Source organism: Pseudomonas aeruginosa (assembly GCF_001457615.1).
GTDB lineage: Bacteria > Pseudomonadota > Gammaproteobacteria > Pseudomonadales > Pseudomonadaceae > Pseudomonas > Pseudomonas aeruginosa.
On record NZ_LN831024.1, the window covers coordinates 6,249,782 to 6,266,466 of the forward strand.

A 16,685-nucleotide genomic window follows, 5' to 3' on the forward strand; every position below is an offset into this window, starting at 1 on the left:
CGATGTTCAGCCTGCCCCACCACTCGCCGCGCGACCTGCCATTCGGCCGCCGGCAGACCGCCATCCTGTTCGTCGACATGCAGCGTGCCTGGGTCGAGCCGGGGCGCGACCCGCACGTCGATCCGCAGGCAGCCGGTTACTTCTACGAGCGCGTGCAGAACCAGGTGATCCCCAACCAGCAGCGCCTGCTCAGGGCCATGCGCGCAGTGGACGAGAACGTCCTGCACACCGTCATCGAGAGCCTCACCGCCGATGGTCGCGACCGCTCGCTGGATCACAAGCTGTCGGAGATGCACCTGCCCAAGGGCAGCCCGGACGCCAGGGTGATCGACGCCCTGGAGCCGACCGCCAACGAGATCGTGCTGCCGAAGACTTCTTCCGGCGTTTTCAACTCCACCGCCATCGACTACGTACTGCGCAACCTCGGCACCCGCCACCTGATCGTCTGCGGGGTGGTCACCGACCAGTGCGTGGACATGGCCGTGCGCGATGCCGCCGACCGCGGTTACCTGGTCACCCTGGTCGAGGATGCCTGCGCCACCCATACCCCGGAACGCCACCAGGCCTGCCTGGAAGCGATCAAGGGCTACTGCTGGATCAGCGACACCGAGACCGTCCTGCAACGCATCGCCGCCCTCGGCCGGAGCAACCTGTGAACCGCCTGCAGCCGGTACGCCTGGTCAGCTTCGTCACCACCGACCTGGCCGGCATCACCCGCGGGCGTTCGCTGCCCCTGGCGACCCTGGAGGAGCAATTGGCCAGCGGTTGCGGCTGGGTACCGGCGAACAGCTCGCTGACCCCCCAGGACCTGATCGACGAGAGCAGCCCCTGGGGCAGCCACGGCGACCTGCGCCTGCTGCCCGACCCGAACAGCCGGGTGCGCGTCGAGCAGGGTCCCGACGCCGCTGCGCCGGCGCTCGACTACCTGCACGGCAACCTGGTGGAAACCGACGGCACGCCGTGGCCGGCCTGCCCGCGCAGCCTGCTGCGGGCCGAGGTGGAACGCTATCGCGACAGCGGCCTGCAGGTCATCGCGGCGTTCGAACACGAATTCAGCCTGCTCGGCCTGCCCGGCGAGCGTCCGGCCGCGGCGTTTTCGCTGCAGGCCCAGCGTGCCGCCGGGCAGTTCCCCGGCTGGCTGGTCAGCGCCCTGGCCCAGGCTGGCACCGAGCCGGAGATGTTCCTCCCCGAATACGGCCAGCGCCAGTACGAGGTCACCTGCCGCCCGGCGCAGGGCGTGGCCGCCGCCGACCGCGCGGTGAACGTCCGCGAGGTCACTCGCGAAGTGGCGCGACAGATGGGCCTGCGTACCTGCTTCGCACCGCTGCCGGCACCCGGCGCGGTGACCAACGGGGTGCACCTGCACCTGAGCCTGCAACATGCCGACGGTAGCCCGCTGCTGTACGAGCCCGGTCGACCCAACGATCTCTCCGAACTCGGCGAGCACTGGGCCGCCGGCGTGCTCGCGCACCTGCCAGCGCTGTGCGCGCTGACCGCGCCTACCGCCGCCTCCTACCTGCGCCTGAAACCCCACCACTGGAGCGCCGCCTACGCCTGCCTGGGACTGCGCAACCGCGAAGCGGCGCTGCGCATCTGCCCGGTGGTGAGCGTCGGCGGCAAGCCGCTGGGCAAGCAGTACAACCTGGAATTCCGGCCGATGGACGCCACCGCCTGTCCGCACCTGGCGATGGCCGCGGTGCTGATCGCCGGCCGCCTGGGCATCGAACGACGCCTGCCGCTGCGCGCCCTGGCCGATATCGATCCGCACGGCCTCAGCGACGAAGAGCGCCAGGCCCGCGGCATCCAGGCCCTGCCGGCGACCCTCGGCGATGCGCTCGACTGCCTGCAACGCGACGAGGCGCTCTGTGCCGAGCTGCCAAAGCCGCTGCTGGACACCTACCTCGCCATGAAGCGCCACGAACTGGCGCTGACGGCGGGCCTTTCCGACGACGACCTGTGCCGCCACTATGCCGAGCTCTACTGACAACCCCGAACTCGGCATCTACCAGCTGCCGCCCTACCACCTGCTCAATCCCCAAGGGCGCAGCCCGCTGGTCCTGGTCTGCGAGCATGCCAGCCGGCACATTCCGCTGGAGTTGCAGCGCCTCGGCCTGGACCAGGCCGCGGCGGAAGAACACATCGCCTGGGATATCGGCGCCCTGGCGCTGGCCGAAGAGCTTTCCCGGCGACTCGACGCGCCATTGCTGGCGGCCGGCTACTCGCGTCTGCTGATCGACCTGAACCGACCGCTGGAGGCGCCCGACAGCATTCCGCCGCACAGCGAGGTCTACCCCGTTCCCGGCAACCGCGAGCTGTCCGAGACGGTGCGCCGCTATCGCCAGGATTGCCTGTTCCATCCGTTCCACCAGCGCCTGACGCAACTGCTCGACGAGCGCCAGGCCGCCGGCGTGCCGACCCGCGTGGTCGGCGTGCACAGTTTTACCCCGGTGTACCACGGCAGACCCCGCCCGCTGGTTGCCGGGGTGCTTTATCGCAACGCCGGCGCCTACGCCAGGCGCATCCTCGACGGTTTGCGCCGGCACGGCCTGGAAGTCGCCGGCAACCAGCCCTATGCGATCGACCCGGCGGAAGACACTACCGTTCCGGTGCATGGCGACGCACGCGGTCTGGAAGCGGTGCTGCTGGAGATCCGCAACGATGGATTGCGCACGCCGGATGCGGTGTACGCCTGGGCCGAGCGTCTGTATCCCTGGCTCTGATGCGATGACCGGCGCCGCCGGTCGCCAACAACGAGAAAGAGGCCCGCTTCGCGTGCGGCGCCGATAACGACAATACGCTGCCTTTTCCCGAGGAGCCCGTCATGGCCATCGAACAGTTCGGATACCGGCAACAGCTGCGCCGCAGCCTGTCCCTGAGCGACCTGATCATCTACGGGATGATCTTCATGATCCCCATCGCCCCGTTCGGGGTCTACGGCTGGGTCCATGCCGACGCCCACGGCATGGTGCCGATGGCCTACCTGGTGGGCATGCTGGCGATGCTCTTCACCGCCCTCAGCTACGGAGCCATGGCCAAGGCCTTTCCGATTGCCGGCTCGGTGTATTCCTACGCCCAGCGCGGCATCCACCCCCATGTCGGCTTCATCGCCGGCTGGGTGCTGCTGCTCGACTACCTGCTGATCCCGCCGCTGCTCTACGTGTTCAGCGCGCTGGCGCTGAACCACTTGTTCCCGGCGATCCCCAAGCTGGCCTGGATGCTGCTGTTCCTGGTCTCGGCGACCCTGGTCAACCTGCGCGGCATCACCTTCGCCGCCCGCGCCAACCTGTTGTTCCTGATCGGAGAGCTGGTGGTGCTGGCGATCTTCCTGGTGGTCGGCTACCAGGCGCTGGAAGGCGGCCTGGGCAACGGCCGGCTGACCCTCGAACCGCTGTATCGCCCGGAAGCCTTCGATCTCGGCCTGGTAATGAAGGCCGCCTCGATCGCCGTACTGTCGTTCCTCGGCTTCGACGCCATCTCCACCCTCGCCGAGGAGGTCAAGGGCGATCCCGCCCGGCAGATCGGCCGCGCCGCGCTGATCGCGCTGTTCATCATGGGCGGCATCTTCATCGCGCAGACCTGGCTGGCCACCGACCTCGCCGCCGGGATGAACTTCAAGTCGGCGGACACCGCCTTCTACGAGATCGCCGAAGCGGCCGGTGGCCAGTGGCTGTCGATGCTGACCGCGGTAGCCACCGCGCTGGCCTGGGGTGTCACGGTGTCGATCACCTCGCAGGCAGCGGTCTCGCGCCTGCTCTACTCGATGGCCCGCGACGGCAGGCTGCCGCGCGCGCTGGCCAGGGTCCATCCGCGCTACCAGACGCCGCACGTCAGCCTGTACCTGGTGGCGGTGCTGTCGCTGGGAATCGGCTGGGCCTTCCTCGACGCACCGGACGTGCTCACCTCACTGGTGAACTTCGGTGCCCTCACCGGCTTCTGCCTGCTGCACCTGAGCGTGATCAACCACTACTACCGCCGCCAGCGCTCCGGCCAGTGGTTGCGGCATCTACTGTTCCCGCTGGTGGGCCTGGCGATCATCGCCTACGTGCTGTACAGCATGAGCCTCGACGCACAGTTGCTCGGACTGGCCTGGATCGCGGTGGGGCTGGTCTACCTGGCGTTGCTGCAACGCGGCGGGCGCCAGGCGCCAACGGAGTTGGCGAAGGATCTCTGACGCCTCGCGAGGACTGGTTCAGGCCGGCTCTTCGCCGACGAAATCGCTGCGGCTGAGGCCATGCCGCAGCATCTTTTCGTTGAGTGTCCGGCGCGGCAGTTGCAGCAACTCCATCACCGCCTTGATATCCCCGCGGCACTGGCCGAGCGCCTGGCGCAGGCACTCCGCCTCGAAGGCTTCCATGCGTTCCGCCAGCCCCGAGGTGAGGCCGCCGCCTTCCTCGGCGTCCCCACGCTCCAGGCCGAGGACATGGCGCTCGGCGGCGTTGGCCAGCTCGCGTACATTGCCCGGCCAGTCGTGGGCCATCAGCCGCGCCAGTTCCGCCGGCGCGGCGGGCTGCGGCTCGCGGCCGAGGCGCTGGCTGGCAACGCTGGCGAAATGTTCGAAGAGCAGCGGGATGTCCTCGCGACGCTCGCGGATCGGCGGCAGGCGCAGCTCGGCGACGTTCAGGCGATACACCAGGTCCTCGCGGAAGCGTCCGGCACGTGCTTCGGCCAGCAGGTCGGGCTTGGTCGCGGCAATCACCCGCAGGTCGACGTGGATACTCTGGTTCGAGCCAAGCCGCTCCAGTTGCTGCTCCTGCAGGACGCGCAGCAGCTTGACCTGCTGCGCCAACGGCATGCTTTCGATCTCGTCGAGGAACAGGGTGCCGCCATGGGCATGCTCGAGCTTGCCGATGCGCTTGCCCTGCGCGCCGGTGAAGGCGCCGCTCTCATGACCGAACAGCTCGCTCTCGAACAATTGCTCGGGAATCGCCGCGCAGTTCAGCGCCACGAACGGCTTGTCGGCGCGCGGCCCGAAGTCGTGCAGGCAGCGGGCAACCAGTTCCTTGCCGCTGCCGGTCTCGCCACGGATCAGGACGTTCACCGGGGTCGGCGCCAGGGCCAGAACCTGCCGGCGCAACGCTTCCATCGGCTTGGACACGCCGAGCAGACGCGCATCGACCTGGTCCTTGAGACTGGCCTGCTCCTTCAGGCGCCGATTCTCCAGCACCAGGCGGCGCTTTTCCAGCGCGCGCCGCAAACTGCCGAGCAGGCGCTCGGGCGTGAAGGGTTTCTCGATGAAGTCGTAGGCACCCTGGCGCATGGCCTCCACCGCCATCGGCACGTCGCCGTGCCCGGTGACCATGATCACCGGCAGGTCGCGATCGACCGCCTGCAGGTTGGCGAGCAGTTGCAGGCCGTCCATGCCGGGCATGCGCACATCGCTGATGACCACCCCGGCGAAGGACTTGTCCAACGCTCCCAGGCATTCCTCGGCGCGCAGGCACAGGCGCACCTCGAAGCCCGACAGCTCCAGCCATTGCTGCACCGCTTCGCGGATCGTCGCTTCGTCGTCGACGAAGATCACCTGGTCGCTCATGTCGTTACGCTCGTGTCATCGGGGGCCGCCGGCAGGATCAGGCTGAACACCGCTCCCGCCTCGGCATTGGCGACCTGCAGGCGGCCGCCGAGTTCGTGGACGATCCCATAGGATACCGCCAGGCCGAGGCCGAGTCCCTCTCCCACCGGCTTGGTGGTGAAGAACGGATCGAAGACGCTGCCCAGGTGCTCGGCGGGAATCCCGCCGCCGTTGTCGGCGACGCTCAGCACCCAGTCGCCGCCAAGCCGTTGCAGGGCCAGGCGGATCCATGGCCGCTCCTGGCCGGCAACGGCATCCAGTGCGTTGCGCAGCAGGTTGACCAGCACCTGTTCCAGGCGGATCGCGTCACCCATCACCCAGGCCGGCCAGAGCAGCGCCTGCTCGATCTCCACCCGTTCGGCGCGGATTCGCGGCAGCAACAACTGCTGCGCCTGTTCGACCACGTGACCCAACTCGATACGCTCGCGCAGGCCGCCGGCGCTCTTGCGCGCGAAGGTCTTCAGGTGGCCGGTGAGCGCGGCCATGCGTTCGAGCATCTGGTCGATGCGCGGCAACGCCTGGCGCGCCTCGTCGTGGCGTCCGGCGTCGAGCAGCAGGCGCAGGCTGGCCAGTTGCATGCGCTGGGCGGTGAGCGGCTGGTTGATCTCATGGGCCAGGGCTGCCGACATCTGCCCCAGGGCGGCCAGCTTGGCCGCCTGCACCAGGCCGTCCTGCGCGGTACGCAGGTCGGCGGTGCGCTGCTCGACCAGGCGCTCCAGCTCCTCCCGGCTACGTTGCCGCAGGCGGGCGATACGCCAGCGCTGGTGCAGGAACAAGCCGAGGAAGACCAGCGCCAGCCAGGTGCCGGCGGCGGCCAGGCGCGCGGTGGCGACGTCGTCCTGGATGCTCGCGGTGTCGCGCAGCAAGTGGAGGGTCCAGCCGTCGTTGGGCAGGTCCAGCGATTGCCAGAGGTAGTCCTTCTCGCCGTCGGCGCTTTCCACCCGCGCCAGACGGCTGTCTTCGCCGTAGCTGCGCAAGGTCTGGTGGCGCAGGGGTGTCAGGGGCTGGCGATCGTATTGCCGGGTCTCCGCCAGTTCGAAGCGGTCCACGGTATCCAGCGGTTCCAGTTCGCGGTAGCGCCAACCGGCGTGGTTGGCGAGGAACACGATGCCCTTGGCGTCGCTGGCCAGGACCAGGTCGGGGGTCTGGTTCCACTGCCGTTCCAGATCGGGAAACTCCAGCTTGACCACGATTGCGCCCAGGAAGCTGCCGTCCTCGGCGCGCACCGCGTGGGACAGGAAATAACCGGGAATCCCGCTGATCACCCCGACCGCATAGAAACGTCCGGAGCCTTGGGCGATGGTCTGGCGGAAATAGGGACGGAAACCGTAATTGTGGCCCACGTAGCTGGTCGGCAGGTTCCAGTTGCTCGCCGCCACGGCCAGCCCGGTACGGTCGAGCAGCTCCAGGGTGGAGGAGCGGGCGGCCAGGTTGATGCTTTCCAGCTTGAGGTTGAGGCGCTGCTGCAACTCGCCGTCGATCGGCCCGGCCAGCGCCGCGCGCAGGTCCGGATCCAGCGCCAGTACCGCCGGCAGGCTGCGGAAGCGTTCGATCAGGGTCTGCAGCGAGCCGGCGTAGAGGTCCAGCTGCTTGCGCACCTGTTCGCCCTCGGCGCGTAGCGCCTGCTGCCGCGCCTGGCGACCCGCCCAGTCCATGGACAGCAGCAGGCCGCCGAGCAGCGGCAGCAACAGCAGGAACAGGCGCAGCGGACGGGACAAGGACATCGGCGGATCGAAACGGCGGCGGGAAGCGGCGACGATAGCACGGCGCCCGGTTACACTGCGCGCCGTACGAGGAGTCCGCCCATGTCGCTATCCCCCTGGTCCCATTCCTGCTCGGCCGGTTTCACCCTGCGCGGCTGGCGCAGCGAACCGAGCGGCAAGCCGTTGCTGCATTTCCTCCATGGCAACGGCTTCTGCGGCCGCACCTACGAACCGATGCTGCGTCTGTTGGCGGAGGATTTCGACCTCTGGCTGTGCGACATCCAGGGCCACGGCGAAAGCGACCACGGCGGCCGCTTCCACGGCTGGAACCGCAACGCCGAGATGGCGGTGGAGGCCTTCGAGGCCGGGCGCGGTCCCTATGGAGATGTCCAGCGACTGGCCTGCGGGCACAGCTTCGGCGGCGTCCTCAGCAGCCTCGTCCTGGCCCGCCATCCCACCCTGTTCGCCCGCGCCGTGCTGCTCGACCCGGTACTGTTCACCCCGGCGATGATCGGCGTGATGGCACTTTCCGAGACCCTCGGCCTGCAATTGCGCGGCAGCCTGGCGAAGAAGGCGCGCCTGCGCCGCAGCCAGTGGCCCGATCGCGCAGCCGCCTACGCCGGCTTGCGCGGCCGCGGTATCTTCAAGGGCTGGACCGACGAGGCGCTGTGGGCCTACGTGGAATATGCGCTGAAGGAGAGCGACGGCGGAGTCGAGCTGAAGTGCCGGCCAAGCCGCGAAGCGGAGATCTTCAGCTCCTTCCCCAGGCGGCTGTGGCCGTCGCTGGGCAAGATCACCACGCCGACCCGCGTGCTCTACGGTGACCGCACCTACCCTTTCGTCGCCAAGTCGGTGGCGCGCTGGTGCTCGCTCAACCCCCAGGTCAGCGCCCACGTGGTGGTCGGCGGCCACTGCTTCATGCAGGAAGACCCGGCCGATGCCGCCGAACGCGTACGCGACTTTCTCCTGCCCAATCCATGAACGCTCCTTCCGTGGGGAATCCGGCGCTCATCCATCGGTCCCAGGGAGGATGACCCCACAGGACCGAGCCATGCGCCCTCTCCTCTTCAGTGCCCTTCTCCTGCTTTCCGGGCATACCCAGGCCAGCGAATGGAACGACAGCCAGGCCGTGGACAAGCTATTCGGCGCGGCCGGGGTGAAAGGCACCTTCGTCCTCTACGATGTGCAGCGGCAGCGCTATGTCGGCCATGACCGGGAGCGCGCGGAAACCCGCTTCGTTCCCGCTTCCACCTACAAGGTGGCGAACAGCCTGATCGGCTTATCCACAGGGGCGGTTAGATCCGCCGACGAGGTTCTTCCCTATGGCGGCAAGCCCCAGCGCTTCAAGGCCTGGGAGCACGACATGAGCCTGCGCGAGGCGATCAAGGCATCGAACGTACCGGTCTACCAGGAACTGGCGCGGCGCATCGGCCTGGAGCGGATGCGCGCCAATGTCTCGCGCCTGGGTTACGGCAACGCGGAAATCGGCCAGGTTGTGGATAACTTCTGGTTGGTGGGACCGCTGAAGATCAGCGCGATGGAACAGACCCGCTTTCTGCTCCGACTGGCGCAGGGAGAATTGCCATTCCCCGCCCCGGTGCAGTCCACCGTGCGCGCCATGACCCTGCTGGAAAGCGGCCCGGGCTGGGAGCTGCACGGCAAGACCGGCTGGTGCTTCGACTGCACGCCGGAACTCGGCTGGTGGGTGGGCTGGGTGAAGCGCAACGAGCGGCTCTACGGCTTCGCCCTGAACATCGACATGCCCGGCGGCGAGGCCGACATCGGCAAGCGCGTCGAACTGGGCAAGGCCAGTCTCAAGGCTCTCGGGATACTGCCCTGACGCTCTGCCGCCTCAGTCGCCGACCTTTTTCTGCCGGGACTGCCGCCACTCGTCGAGGCGAATCACCTCGGCGCTATGCACCGGCGGGTTGTCGACCTCGGCGGCCGCCTCGAAGCGATGCGGGGCCAATTCGATGGCGCCGAGGTGATAGCCATACATGACGATGCGCCCGGCGTAGCGTTCCTCGCCGCTGACGGTGAATTCGAAACCGAACTCGCGGCTCAGCCGCCACTGACCACGGTGGTCACGGGCCAGGCGCAGGCGCCGGCGCGCGACATTCTCGTCGAGCAGTTCCACGCCCTGCTTGGCGCAATGCTGCTTGGCCAGCAGCAACGCCCGCTCGCGTACGCCATGGGCGCGCCACCACCAGGCTGCGGCGGCGCCCAACAGGAGCATGACGAAAAGGTTACCCAGGGTCACGAGCGGAATCCGGTGTAGGGGGACGGCCAGCTTACCCGTTCTCCCGGCAGGCAGCGAGTGGGGGGTGTTTTCGCCATGTGAATTAGCCCCCATACTGCGCCGACTCAGCTGTAGGAAGTCGTCTCATGCCACGTACGCCCCACCTGCTCGCCATCCAGTCCCATGTGGTCTTCGGCCACGCCGGCAATGCCGCGGCGGTGTTCCCGATGCAGCGCATCGGAATCAACGTCTGGCCGTTGAACACGGTGCAATTCTCCAACCACACCCAGTACGGTCAATGGACCGGGCAGGTGCTGCCGCCGGAGCAGATTCCGGCGCTGGTGGACGGTATTGCCGGCATCGGCGAACTGGGCAACTGCGACGCGGTGCTGTCCGGCTATCTCGGCAGCGCCGCCCAGGGCCGCGCCATTCTCGATGTGGTGGCACGGATCAAACAGGCCAACCCTCGGGCGTTGTACCTCTGCGACCCGGTCATGGGCCACCCAGAAAAAGGCTGCATCGTGGCCCCGGAAGTCAGCGACTTCCTGCTGGAAGAAGCCGCCGCGGTCGCCGACTACCTGTGCCCCAACCAGTTGGAGCTGGACAGCTTCTGCGACCGCCAGCCGAACTCCCTCGCCGACTGCGTGGAAATGGCACGGAGCCTGCTGGCACGCGGTCCCAGGGCAATCCTGGTAAAGCACCTGAACTATCCGGGCAAGGCCGGCGACACCTTCGAGATGCTGCTGGTGGCCGCCGATCAGGCCTGGCACCTGCAACGCCCGCTGCTGGCCTTCCCGCGGCAACCGGTCGGGGTCGGCGACCTGGCCTCGGGGCTGTTCCTCTCTCGCCTGCTGCTCGGCGACGACCTGCGTAACGCCTTCGAATTCACCGGCGCCGCGGTCCATGAAGTGCTGCTGGAAACCCAGGCCTGCGGCAGCTACGAGCTGGAGCTGGTGCGGGCGCAGGATCGGATCGCACATCCACGTCTCAAATTCGAAGCTCGCTCACTCGCAATGTAGGAATCTGACATATCATTCTCGGTCTTCCGACAGAGATAGACCGACGAATGAGCCCCACCAGCGCCCTACCTGCCCTAGCCTGCCTGGCTGTTGCGCTCGCCACCTGTGAGTTCATTCGTCGCCTTGGCAGCGCGCGCCTGCCCGCTTCCCGGTTCGTCACCATCGACGGCCTGCGCGGTTACCTGGCGTTCTTCGTTTTTCTCCATCACTCGTCCATCTGGTACTACTACCTGAAGGATGGTCTCTGGCAACTACCGCCGTCCCGGCTCTACGCCCATTTCGGCCAGACCAGCGTCGCGCTGTTCTTCATGGTCACCGGCTTCCTCTTCGCTCACAAGCTCCTGCACAGCCGCGGCACGCCGATCAGATGGCTGGATGTCTATGCATCGAGGATTGCCCGGCTGCTCCCAGCCTATCTCCTGGCAATGGCACTGCTATTCCTTTTGGTGTTCACGGCCACCGGCTTTTCCCTACGCGAGGCGCCCTCGGCCCTGCTTGGCAAGATGCTCGACTGGTTGCTCTTCTCGATACCGAGCAAGCCTGACATGAACGGTTTCATCGGGACATTCCGCATCGTGGCAGGGGTGACCTGGACGCTGCCCTATGAGTGGTTGTTCTACTTCTGCCTGCCATTCCTCGGCGTCCTGCTCGGGAACCGTCCTTCCCCAGTAGCCATGGCCATCATGGCAGGCATGATCTGGCTGGTACTGAAAGCCTGGCAGCCGAACTGGACGCTCGCCTATATGTTCGTCGCTGGTGGGTTGTCAGCGCTCGCGGTACGCTCGACGCACCTGCAGCGATTCGCCGCGAGTATCCCCGGCAATCTCCTATGCCTGGCGCTCCTGCTCCTACCCGGAGTGCTCTTTCCCAGCGCCTATCAGGAAACGGCGATCCTCATTCTCGGCCTGGCTTTCCTGCTGATTGCGGCGGGTTCGAGCCTATTCGGCCTGCTGACTCAAGCACTGTCCCGCTTCCTCGGCGAAATGACCTACAGCATGTATCTGCTGCACGGGTGCATCCTATTCATCAGCTTCGAACTGCTGATCGGCAGGGACAACGCCAAGGCGTTTTCCGCTCTGGAACACTGGCTGGTCATAGGTGCGATCACTCCCCTGGTAGTGCTCGCGTCGTATCTATCCTTCCGTTTCATAGAAAGTCCGGCCATGCAACGCTCCAGGCAACTCAGCGCTCTGCTGGGCAAACCGATGCTGGCGCTCAAGCGCCTGGGCCGTCACCCGACTGCTGGCTAAAGAACGTATTTCCCCAACATCAACCCACCGACCACCATCACCGCCATCAGTACGAAAGCCATGCCCAGGCGCCGCTCGATCAGGGTCTTCAGGCGTGGGCCAGCCCAGAACAGCAAAGCGCAGGTAGCGGCGAAGCGCAGGCTGCGGGCGACAAGGCTGAGGCCGACGAACAGCCAGAGGTCGAGCTGGGTCACTCCGCTGGTAATGGTGATCACCTTGTACGGCAGCGGCGTGAAGCCGCCGCCCAGCAGCACCATCAGCCAGCCCAGTTCGTTGTAGCGTTCGGCGACCTGTTCGAAGTTCTCCAGCAAGCCGTAGAACGCCAGGATCGGCATGGCCACGCTCTCGAACAGCAGCAAGCCGATGAAATAGCCGGCGATGCCGCCCAGCACCGAGCTGATCGCGCAGATCGCCGCGTAGCGCCAGGCCTTGGCCCGGTTGGCCAGGACCATCGGCACCAGCAAGGCGTCCGGCGGAATCGGGAAGAACGAGCTTTCGGCGAAGGTCACCCCGCCCAGGGCCAGCTCCGCGCGGGGATGGCCGGCCAGGCGCAGGGTCCAGTCGTAGAGACGGCGCAACATGTCAGGCCGACTGCGGCAGCGGTGCGTCGGCGCCGCGCTCGTCACGGTCGAGTCCCAGGCGATGGACCATGCCGCAGGCGATCTCGCGCTCGCCCATGATCACCAGGTTGGCGCCGTTCTGCTCCAGGTAGTCCACCTCGGCGTCGAAATGCGCCCGGGCGACGATGTCCAGCGGCGGGTTCACCGCGCGGGCGTGGCTGGCGATCTGCCCGGCCTCGAAGCCGTTGGGAATGGCGATCAGCAACCAGCGCGCCTCGGCGATGTTGGCCAGTTCCAGCACGCCGGGACTGGCGGCGTTGCCGAGGACCACGCTGTAGCCCTGTTCGCGCAGTTCGTCGGCCTTATCACGCTTGTCCACCACCACCACGAAGGGCGTCCCGGCGGCGCGCAGGCGAGCGCTGACCAACCCGCCAACCCGGCCATGACCGATCAGCACCGCATGCTCGCGCTCCAGGATCGGCGGCGGCAGGTCCTGCGCCGGCATCTCGCGAACCCCGCCAGCGGCCTCCGCCAGGCGCTGCTCCTTGCGTTGCTGCAGGCGATCGATGGCGATGAACAGCAGCGGATTGACCAGGATCGACAGGATCGCCCCGGCCAGCACCAGGTCGCGGCTCTGCTCCGGCACCAGTTCGAGGCCAATGCCCAGGCCGATGAGAATGAAGGAAAACTCGCCGATCTGCGCCAGGCTGGCGGCGATCACCAGTGCGGTGCTGTTCGGATGGCCGAAAGCGCGGACGATCAGGTAGGCGGCCACCGACTTGCCGAAGACGATGACCAGGAAAGTGGCCAGGACCGTCAGCGGCTCCTGCAACAGGATCATCGGATTGAACAGCATCCCTACCGAGACGAAGAACAGCACCGCGAAAGCGTCGCGCAGCGGCAACGAGTTCTCCGCCGCCTCGTGGCTGAGCTCGGACTCGTTGAGAATCATCCCGGCGAAGAAGGCGCCTAGCGCGAAGGACACCCCGAACAGCACCGCCGAGCCATAGGCGATGCCCAGGGCAATGGCCAGCACGGCCAGGGTGAAGAGCTCCCGCGAACCGCTGGCGGCGATCCTCTCCAGCACCCAGGGCACCACCCGGCGACCGCCGAAGATCATCAGGGCGACGAAGGCGGCGACCTTGCCCAGGGTAATCAGCAGCGGCCAGAGCAGACCGGCGTCGCCGCCGTCGGTCTTGCCGCCGAGGGTGCCGGCGAGCGCCGGCAGGAGCACCAGGGTCAGGACCATCGCCAGGTCCTCGACGATCAGCCAGCCGATGGCGATCCTGCCACGCTTGGTGTCCAGCAACTGGCGCTGCTCCAGGGCGCGCAACAGCACCACGGTACTGGCCACCGACAGGCTCAGGCCGAATACCAGGCCGCCGCCGAAGCTCCAGCCGAGCAGCTTGGCCAGGCCGATGCCAAGCAGCGTGGCGACGCCGATCTGCACCAGCGCCCCGGGAATGGCAATGGCCTTCACCGAGAGCAGGTCCTTGAGCGAGAAGTGCAGGCCGACGCCGAACATCAGCAGGATCACGCCGAGTTCGGCGATTTCCTGCGACAGCGCCTGGTCGGCGACATAACCGGGAGTGAACGGCCCGGCCAGGACGCCCGCGAGCAAGTAGCCGACCAGCGGCGAAATGCGCAGGCGATTGGCCAGGGCCCCGAAGAGGAAGGCGAGGACGAACCCCGCGGCGAGTGTAGTGAGTAACGGCGTATGGTGCATCAGGACTCCCGGCAACACGGGGAACGCGTCCTCCGCGGCCTGGCCGGCGGACGACGACGTTCGAAATGGATCACGGACCCGCGCCCGTGACGGCAAGGCGGAAAGGCTTTCCGCCAACGGAGCCGGGCAGAGCGACCGGCCCATGGCATTCGAGCGACCCGACGGCGGCTATGGTTCCTGGCGAAACCCGGCGCGATACCGACAGGTTAACCCGTTGACGTTGCTGGAGTTTTAACAGGCACGCCGGTTTCTTATCAAGAAATGTCAGGAATGGACGCCAGCAGAGGCAAACCTCTGCGTTTTCTTATGAAAAGCTGCGAAAATTCGCGAAACGGCAGCAGGTCCGAAGCGGGCTCGACCGGACACCGGCAGCCTTCCTCATCCGTCTTCGCGAATCGCCTGGTAGCGGGCCTCCAGCTCCGCGCGCAGCTGGCGGCGTTGTTGGGCCTGGGCGAAGCGGCGCTTCTGCTCGGCGGTTTCCAGCTCCAGCGGGCGGACGGCCACCGGCTTGCGCTCGTCATCCAGGGCGACCATGGTGAAGAAACAGCTGTTGGTATGACGCACGGACTGCTCGCGGATGTTCTCGGTGATGACCTTGACGCCGATTTCCATGGAAGTCCGCCCGGTGTAGTTGACCGAAGCGAGGAAGGTCACCAGTTCGCCGACATGCACCGGCTCGCGGAAGATCACCTGATCCACCGACAGGGTCACCACGTAGCGACCGGCATAGCGACTGGCGCATGCATAGGCGACTTCGTCGAGATACTTCAGGAGGGTGCCGCCATGGACATTGCCGGAGAAATTGGCCATGTCCGGAGTCATCAGCACGGTCATCGACAGTTGGTTGTTTCCGGGTTGCATAGCGCTTTTTCTCTCATCAGGACGGGCGGGGGACACCATAGACGCAAACGAAGACGGCAGCGGCCACAAATTTTCAATCGTCATGATCGAAATCGCGCCGGGTCGTGCAGACATCCGCGGGCTTTTCTAGACTGGCCCTTTTCCACCGGGAATCGCTCCAATGCCTGCCGCCATACGCATCCTTCTCCTGGCCCTGGCCGTGCTTGCCGGCATCGGTGCCGCTGCCATCCAGGCCGAGGATACGCCCTGCGCCACCGCCGCGGAATGCAACACGCGCGGCACCCAGGCTTATCGACAGGGGAGTTATCCACAGGCGCTGGAGGCCTTCGCCTGGCAATTGCGCCTGGCCGAGCGCCAGGAACAGGGCGGAGCCGACTCGGAACAGGCGCTGAACAATCTCGCGCTGACCAGCCTCAAGGCCGGGCAACCGGGACGCGCCCGCGCCTGGATGAACCTGGCGCTGGATCGCGGCTACAGCGGCAAGGCCACGCGCTACAACCTGGAACAGGTCGCCCTGAAAGTCGACTATCCGTCCCTCCAGGGCCTCGCCGGGCACTACCTGCGCTACGCCGGGCAGGCCGAATGGGAAAGCCTGCAGATCGAACCGGTGAAGGGCGGCTACCAGGCGAGCTTCGCCCTGATGCGCATCGGCAATCCGGAGAAACTGATGGAATATGGGCCCGCGGCGGTCGGCGAGCTGTCCGGTCGGCTGGAGGGGCAAGGCGCGCTCTACCGGCTGCGCAGCGAAGGCCTGGGCGCCGGCTGCAGCCTGCTGGTATGGCAGGAAGGCATCGACCTGCGAGTGGTGGAGAGCCTTGGCGGGAACTGCCAGGGTTACGGCGGCATGGGCATCGCCGCCGCCGGTAACTGGGTGAAGATATCCAGTCAGGCCAGGGACGACTGAAACTTTTCCACAGGCCGCTCCAGCGGAGCGACCCGTGGAAAATCCACTCAGCGGCCAGCGGACAGGCCGAAGTCCACCGCCAGGTCGGCGCCCGTGATCGCTTCGGCCTGAGGGCCGCAGAGATACCAGACCAGCTCGGCGACTTCTTCCGGGCGGATGAAGCGTGCCGCCTTGCCCTGTGGATAATCCTTCAGCAGCGCGCGCTTGTAGCCATCCGGATTGCCCATCCCATAGCGTTCGGCCTGGTAGTCGAGCATCGGCGTGGCGATATCCGCCGGCGACACGGCGTTGACCCGCACGCCCTGCTCGGCCAGTTCCAGCGCCAGGGTCTTGCTCAGCATGGTCAGCGCCGCCTTGCTCGCGCAATACGCCGCCGAACCCCGGTAGGCCTGGCGTCCGGAGTCGCTGGAGATGTTGACGATGCTGCCCTGGTTTTCCTTCAGGTAGGGAATCGCGGCCTGGCACATGTAGAAGGAGGCCTTGAGGTTGACTCCCAGGACCAGGTCGAAATCCTCCTCGGTGAAATTTTCCACAGGCCCCTCGCGCCAGACGCCCGCGGCATTCACCAGGGCGTCGAGACGTCCGGTACGGGCGAGAATCTTCGACATCAGGGTATGGCAGTTATCCGCGCTGCGCAGGTCGGCGACCCCGCTGGCGTCCAACGGCACCTGCGCGTTCAGCGCGTGCAGGCCCTCCTTATCCACATCCGTGGCGGCGATGCGCCAATGACTCTGGGCGAAACGCTTGGCGATTGCCCGGCCCAAGCCGCCGGCTGCACCAGTGATAAGAACGACGGGCGTGCTCATCTGCTTTTCCTTACTCCTGTGCCGCGTGGAAAACACCGACGGCCA

The 16,685-nt window shown here is 66.7% G+C and carries 16 protein-coding genes; 9 read left to right on the top strand and 7 right to left on the bottom strand.

The genetic code is table 11. The features are described 5' to 3' along the window. Window positions 1-2 precede the first annotated feature (2 nt). The 4 genes from AT700_RS28665 to AT700_RS28680 all read left to right on the top strand — a co-directional run bounded on the left by AT700_RS28665 (window position 3) and on the right by AT700_RS28680 (window position 4,171). On the top strand, window positions 3-656 hold the full coding sequence (locus AT700_RS28665) for an isochorismatase family cysteine hydrolase (RefSeq protein ID WP_003099724.1): 654 nt from the start codon (window positions 3-5) through the stop codon (window positions 654-656). Then, window positions 653-1,984 carry a glutamine synthetase family protein gene (locus AT700_RS28670; RefSeq protein ID WP_003122324.1) on the top strand — a complete coding sequence of 444 codons (1,332 nt, stop codon included), beginning with the start codon at window positions 653-655 and terminating at the stop codon, window positions 1,982-1,984. Before AT700_RS28665 ends, AT700_RS28670 begins: the two co-directional genes overlap by 4 nt. A 67-nt stretch (window positions 1,985-2,051) precedes the next feature. Beyond that, window positions 2,052-2,720 (top strand): N-formylglutamate amidohydrolase, encoded by a 669-nt coding sequence (locus AT700_RS28675; protein ID WP_003122323.1) that lies wholly within the window; start codon window positions 2,052-2,054, stop codon window positions 2,718-2,720. A 101-nt stretch (window positions 2,721-2,821) separates the two neighbouring features. Beyond that, entirely contained in the window at window positions 2,822-4,171 is a 1,350-nt protein-coding gene (locus AT700_RS28680) for an APC family permease (protein ID WP_003099715.1), read from the top strand. A gap of 18 nt (window positions 4,172-4,189) precedes the next feature. On the opposite strand, the gene AT700_RS28685 is transcribed toward AT700_RS28680, so the two are convergent. Further along, window positions 4,190-5,533, bottom strand: coding sequence for a sigma-54-dependent transcriptional regulator (locus tag AT700_RS28685; protein WP_003099712.1), 1,344 nt, complete (start codon window positions 5,531-5,533; stop codon window positions 4,190-4,192). Further along, complete coding sequence (locus AT700_RS28690; protein ID WP_003097020.1) at window positions 5,530-7,296, bottom strand: sensor histidine kinase; 1,767 nt, start codon at window positions 7,294-7,296, stop codon at window positions 5,530-5,532. Before AT700_RS28690 ends, AT700_RS28685 begins: the two co-directional genes overlap by 4 nt. Before the next feature lie 81 nt (window positions 7,297-7,377). Between AT700_RS28690 and poxA the strand changes: the two genes are divergently transcribed. Further along, window positions 7,378-8,256, top strand: coding sequence for an alpha/beta hydrolase PoxA (poxA, locus tag AT700_RS28695; protein WP_003099708.1), 879 nt, complete (start codon window positions 7,378-7,380; stop codon window positions 8,254-8,256). Window positions 8,257-8,326: 70 nt separating this feature from the next. Next, window positions 8,327-9,115, top strand: a complete 789-nt coding sequence (locus AT700_RS28700; RefSeq protein ID WP_003122322.1) for an OXA-50 family oxacillin-hydrolyzing class D beta-lactamase OXA-904 — start codon at window positions 8,327-8,329, stop codon at window positions 9,113-9,115. Between the two features lie 12 nt (window positions 9,116-9,127). Here AT700_RS28700 and AT700_RS28705 read toward each other — a convergent pair whose 3' ends face one another. Further along, window positions 9,128-9,628 carry a DUF3301 domain-containing protein gene (locus tag AT700_RS28705; protein ID WP_003121391.1) on the bottom strand — a complete coding sequence of 167 codons (501 nt, stop codon included), beginning with the start codon at window positions 9,626-9,628 and terminating at the stop codon, window positions 9,128-9,130. A 32-nt stretch (window positions 9,629-9,660) separates the two neighbouring features. On the opposite strand from AT700_RS28705, the gene pdxY reads away from it, so the two are divergent. Both pdxY and AT700_RS28715 read left to right on the top strand, forming a co-directional pair. After that, entirely contained in the window at window positions 9,661-10,533 is an 873-nt protein-coding gene (pdxY, locus tag AT700_RS28710; protein WP_003099703.1) for a pyridoxal kinase PdxY, read from the top strand. A gap of 47 nt (window positions 10,534-10,580) precedes the next feature. Continuing rightward, a complete protein-coding gene (locus AT700_RS28715; protein WP_003099701.1) occupies window positions 10,581-11,783 on the top strand; it encodes an acyltransferase family protein in 1,203 nt (400 codons plus the stop codon). Here the strand turns inward: AT700_RS28715 and AT700_RS28720 are convergent. The 3 genes from AT700_RS28720 to AT700_RS28730 form a co-directional block, all read right to left on the bottom strand. Then, window positions 11,780-12,364, bottom strand: coding sequence for a YqaA family protein (locus AT700_RS28720; RefSeq protein WP_003114135.1), 585 nt, complete (start codon window positions 12,362-12,364; stop codon window positions 11,780-11,782). The genes AT700_RS28715 and AT700_RS28720 overlap by 4 nt on opposite strands. 1 nt (window position 12,365) lies before the next feature. Then, window positions 12,366-14,069 carry a YbaL family putative K(+) efflux transporter gene (gene ybaL / locus AT700_RS28725; protein ID WP_003099695.1) on the bottom strand — a complete coding sequence of 568 codons (1,704 nt, stop codon included), beginning with the start codon at window positions 14,067-14,069 and terminating at the stop codon, window positions 12,366-12,368. A gap of 378 nt (window positions 14,070-14,447) precedes the next feature. After that, window positions 14,448-14,930 (bottom strand): acyl-CoA thioesterase, encoded by a 483-nt coding sequence (locus AT700_RS28730; RefSeq protein WP_003097040.1) that lies wholly within the window; start codon window positions 14,928-14,930, stop codon window positions 14,448-14,450. Between the two features lie 160 nt (window positions 14,931-15,090). Between AT700_RS28730 and AT700_RS28735 the strand changes: the two genes are divergently transcribed. Then, a complete protein-coding gene (locus AT700_RS28735; protein ID WP_034041575.1) occupies window positions 15,091-15,834 on the top strand; it encodes a hypothetical protein in 744 nt (247 codons plus the stop codon). Between the two features lie 47 nt (window positions 15,835-15,881). Here AT700_RS28735 and AT700_RS28740 read toward each other — a convergent pair whose 3' ends face one another. Further along, window positions 15,882-16,640, bottom strand: a complete 759-nt coding sequence (locus AT700_RS28740) for an SDR family NAD(P)-dependent oxidoreductase (RefSeq protein ID WP_003097046.1) — start codon at window positions 16,638-16,640, stop codon at window positions 15,882-15,884. Window positions 16,641-16,685: the final 45 nt, after the last annotated feature.